Raw genomic sequence first — 4814 nt, 5'->3', positions numbered from 1 at the left:
CGCCGGGTTCAGCTCCTCCACCAACCGCTCGAACGGCACGTCCTGATGCGCGTACGCCGCCAGATCCGTCTCCCGCACCCGCCGCAGCACCTCGCCGAACGACGGATCACCGGACAGATCCGCCCGAAGGACCAACGTGTTCACGAAGAAACCCGACAGCTTCTCCAGCCGCGCGTCACCACGCCCCGCGATTCCCGTCCCCACCGGGATGTCGGACCCCGCACCCATCCGCGACAGCAGCACCGACAACGCCGCGTGCACCAGCATGAACATCGTCGCCCGGCCTCGGGCCGCCAGGGCCACCAGGCGGGCATGGGTGTCGGCGTCCACCTCCACCGGGACGCTGCCGCCCCGGAAGGAGGGTTCGGCGGTACGAGGCCGGTCCGTCGGAAGTCGCAGCTCAGGCGGTGCATCCGCCAACACATGCCGCCAGAACTCCAGTTGACCACTGAGCACACTGTCCGGGTCGTCGGGGTCACCGAGCGTCTCACGCTGCCACAGCGCATAATCCGCATACTGCACCGGCAACGGCTCCCACTCCGGCGCCCGGCCCGCACACCGCGCCCCGTACGCCACCCGCAGATCCCCCGCCAACACCCCCATCGACCACCCGTCCGACGCGATGTGATGCACCACCAACAGGAGCACCGCGTCCGTCGGAGAGGTCGTCAAGAGCGCGGTCCGCCAAGCGAGTTCCGTGCTCAGGTCGAAGGCTTCACGCGACTGCCGGGCGACCTCCTCCTCCAGCCGCGCCTCGTCGGTCTCGATCACCCGCAGCGGGGGACGGCCGGCCTCTCCCGTCAGTATCCGCTGCCACGGCTCGCCCTCCGCGTCGGGGAACACCGTGCGCAGGCTCTCGTGCCGGTCAGCGAGGTCACCCAGCGCCTCCTCCAACGCCTGCCGGTTCAAGTCACCGGTGAGGCGCAGCGCCAACGGAAGGTTGTAGGCGCCGGTCGCGTCCGAGTCCGTGCCGTCCATGCGGTTGAGGAACCACATGCGTCGCTGTGCGTACGACAGGGGTACGCGGTCGGGCCGTACGTCCGCCGGGCGCAGCGGTGCGCGCGAGCCGTCGGCCGCGTCGGCCAGCGACCGGGCGAGGCCGGCGGCCGACGGGGCGGCGAACAGGTCGCGGACGCTCAGGTCGGCGTCGAGGACCGCGCGGATCCGCGCGGTGAGGCGCATGCCGAGCAGCGAGTCACCGCCCGCCGCGAAGAAGTCGTCGTCGGGGCCGACCCGTTCGAGGCCGAGCACGTCGGCGAAGAGGCCGCACAGGATCTCCTCGACGGGGGTCGACGGTGCCCGTCCGGAACCGCCGGCGGCGTCCGGAGCGGGCAGGGCGGCCCGGTCGATCTTGCCGTTGACCGTCAGGGGGAACCGGTCGAGCACCGTCACCGACGCCGGGACCATGTAGGCCGGGAGGCGGGTGGCGGCATGCTCGCGTACGGCGGCCGGGTCCAGTGCCTGCCCGGCGACCACGTAGGCCAGCAGCCGGTCGTCACGGACCACGACCGCCGCCTGGGCGACGTCCGGGTGCGCGGCGAGAACGGACTCGACCTCGCCGAGTTCGATACGGAAGCCACGGATCTTGACCTGGGCGTCCGCGCGGCCCGCGAAGTGCAACAGCCCGTCCTGCGACCAGCGGGCCAGGTCACCGGTCCGGTACATGCGCTGGGCGGGCAGGAACGGGCACGCCACGAAGCGTTCGGCCGTCAGGTCCGGGCGCCCCGCGTAGCCGCGCGCCAGGCCGGGGCCCGTGATGTACACCTCGCCCACCGCGCCGGGGGCGACGGGACGCAGGAAGGCGTCCAGCACGTACACACCGGAGTACGGCAGGGGGCGGCCGATCGCCGGCGGCGCGTCCAGCGGGCCGATGCCGGGGTCGAGGGCGACGGCCGTCGTGATCACGGTCGCCTCGGTCGGGCCGTAGGTGTTCCACACGGCGGCCCGGGAGCGCCAGCGGGCCGCCAGGTCCGCGGTGAGACGTTCGGCGCCGAGCACCCAGGCGCGTACGCCCGTGACCGTTCCGGGGTCGAGGACGGAGAGCAGCGACGGTACGACGCTGGCGACGGTGACCCCGGTGTCGCGGATCATCTCCGCCAGGGCCCTCGGGTCGGCGCGCTCCTCGTCTGACGCGATCGCCAGCGTCCCGCCCGCGGCCAGTGTGACGGCCACGTCCAGTACGGCCGCGTCGAAGCCGTACGACGCGAACTGCAAACTCACCTCGCCCGGGGCGGCGCCCAGGACGGGCCGCATCGTCTCCGCCAGTGCGGTCACACCGCGGTGCGCCACCGCCACGCCCTTGGGGCGGCCCGTGGAACCGGAGGTGTAGATGACGTACGCCAACTGGTCGGCGTCGACGGCCACGTCGAGCGGCGCGTCCGACTCGGCGGCGACGGCTCCGGCCGCCGCGGTCAGCGCGGTCAGCGCGTCGTCGTCGAGGGTCAGTGCCGCGCCGCTGTCCGCCGTCATGAACGCCAGCCGGTCCGCCGGGTGCTCCGGGTCCAGCGGCACGTACGCCGCCCCGGCCTTCCACACCCCGAGGATCGCCACGATCATGTCCGGCCCGCGGCCGAGGCGCAGCCCGACGCGGGTCTCCGGTCCCACACCGCGCCGCAACAGGTACCTGGCCAGGCGGTTCGCCCGCCGGTCGAGGTCGGCGTACGTCAGTTCCGCGGTCCCGTACCGCACCGCGGGAGCGTCCGGGGTCCGCGCCGCGCACGCCGCGAACAGCGCGGGCAGCGTCGCCGGGCCGGGCGCGGACGGTCCACCGCCGGTGTCGTTCCGCGCCTTCCCTCCCCGCGCCCACTCCGTCTCGACGCGCGCCCGTTCGTCCGCGGCCAGCAGGTCGATGTCCCGCACACGCGTCATCGGGTCGGCCGCGATCTGTTCCAGTACGCGCACCAGCCGCGCGAGTACCGCCGTGGCGGCTTCCCCGTCGAACAGGTCCCGCTGGTGGTCGAGTTTGACGTGCATCCGCTCGCCGGGCACGACGACCAGAGCGAGCGGGTAGTGGGAGGCGTCCTTCACCTCCCGGGTACGGCGGATCTCGATGGCCTCGGCACCCCGTGCGGGCTCCTCCTGCGGAGGGCTGGGGTAGTTCTCGTAGACGACGATGGTGTCGAAGACCGCCCCCGGTCCGGCGAGGCGCTGCACCTCCGGCAGGCCCAGGTGCTGGTGCGGCATCAGCGCGGACTGCCGCTCCTGGAGGTCGGTGAGGAGCCGGGCCACCGGCAGGGCGCCGTCGAGCCGAACCCGCACGGGGAGTGTGTTCATGAACAGGCCGACCATGCCTTCGACGCCGGGCAGATCAGCGGGCCGCCCCGCGGCGGTCGCGCCGAACACGACGTCGGTCCGGCCCGCCAGCTGTGCCAGGACCAGCGCCCACGCGCCCTGGACGACGGTGTTGAGTGTCACGCCCCGGCCTCGCGCGACGGCCGCCAGGTCCCGGCTGAGCGCGGGAGTGAGCTCGGTGGTCACGTGCGCCGTCTCCCCGGGTCGCCGTCCCGGGTCGGCGGGTGCGACCAGTGTCGGCTGCTCGGCCCCGGCCAGTTCGGCCCGCCAGGCCGCCCGCGCGGCCGGCTTGTCCTGGCGCGTCAGCCAGGCCAGGTACTCCCGGTACGAGGGGGTGCGGGGCAGGTCGCGCGCGTCACCGCCCGCCGCGTAGACGGTGGTGAGTTCACCGAACAGGACGGGCAGGGACCAGCCGTCCATGAGCAGGTGATGGCTGGTGAGAACGAGGCGGTGGCGGTCCGGAGCGACACGGATGAGCAGCAGCCGCAGCAGCGGTGGGACCGCCGGGTCGAAACGCCGGTCCAGCTCGGCCGCGCACAGCCGTCCGATCTCGGCGACGGCCTCGTCCCTGGGCAGAGCGCTGACGTCCGCCTGCTGCCAGGGCAAAGTCACCTCGCGGACGATGACCTGCACCGACTCACCGGAACTGCGCCTGCGGAATCCGGCGCGCAGGGCGGCATGGCGGGCCAGCAGCGCCTCCCATGATGTCCGCAGCACGTCGGCGTCGAGCGGACCGAGCACATCAAGGCAGCGCTGGCCCTGGTACACGTCGGTGCCCCGGCCGTCGAAGGACGCGTGGAAGAGCAGTCCCTCCTGAAGGGGCGACAGAGGCCATACGTCCTCGACACGAGCTCGGGCCATCGGAGTGTCTCCTCACCGTTACTTGGGTGTGCCTGGTGGTGTATGGGGTGCGTCAGGTGCATGAGTGCGTGAGGTGCATGGGTCGTCCGGATCAGGCGTGGTCGTCGGCGAACTCGGCTTCCAGGTCGTCGACTTCCTCCTGGGCCAGGGTGAGCAGGGGGAAGTCGGAGGGTGTGTGGCCGCCTGCGCCGGGTTCTGCGTCGGTGTGCGCGGCGAGTCCGGCGAGCATGTCCCGCCAGATCAGCCCGAGTCGTTCGGCATCGGCGGCTGCGAGGAGGGTGCCGGGCCAGGCCAGTGACACCGTCAGCTGCGGTCCGGCCGGGGTGTCCTCGACCAGCGCCATGGCTTCCAGGACGTGCCGCGCCGGTGTGTCCGGGTCGGCCGCACCCCCCAGCCCCGATCCGCCTACGGGCTCCCAGGCTCCGGACGTGCCGTCCGGCCGGCCAGCGGGGAACCGGCCGAGGTAGTTGAAGCCGAGCTGGGGGACGGGCAGGGCCGCCATGGCCGGGCCGGTCTCGGCGTTGAGGTGGCGCAGCAGCTCATACCCGAGACCGTCCCCGGGCACCTCCCGCACCTGCTCCTTCACCGCCTTCAGCAACGCACCCGCCGCCGGACCACCGGCACGCGCCCGGTCCAGGGCCACGCCGCCGAGACGCAGCCGC

1 protein-coding gene and 1 pseudogene are annotated in these 4814 nt (G+C 73.2%); both read right to left on the bottom strand.

Annotated elements, in window-relative coordinates; translation table 11 throughout:
• The coding region (locus UW392_RS27565; protein ID WP_320777827.1) for an amino acid adenylation domain-containing protein at positions 1–4152 on the bottom strand (4152 nt) is incomplete at its 3' end.
• A gap of 91 nt (positions 4153–4243) precedes the next feature.
• Positions 4244–4814 (bottom strand): annotated as a pseudogene (locus UW392_RS27560) (non-ribosomal peptide synthetase); the annotation flags it as partial.

Source organism: Streptomyces sp. CRN 30, from assembly GCF_034105845.1.
This window is presented reverse-complemented; position numbering and strand designations above follow the sequence as displayed.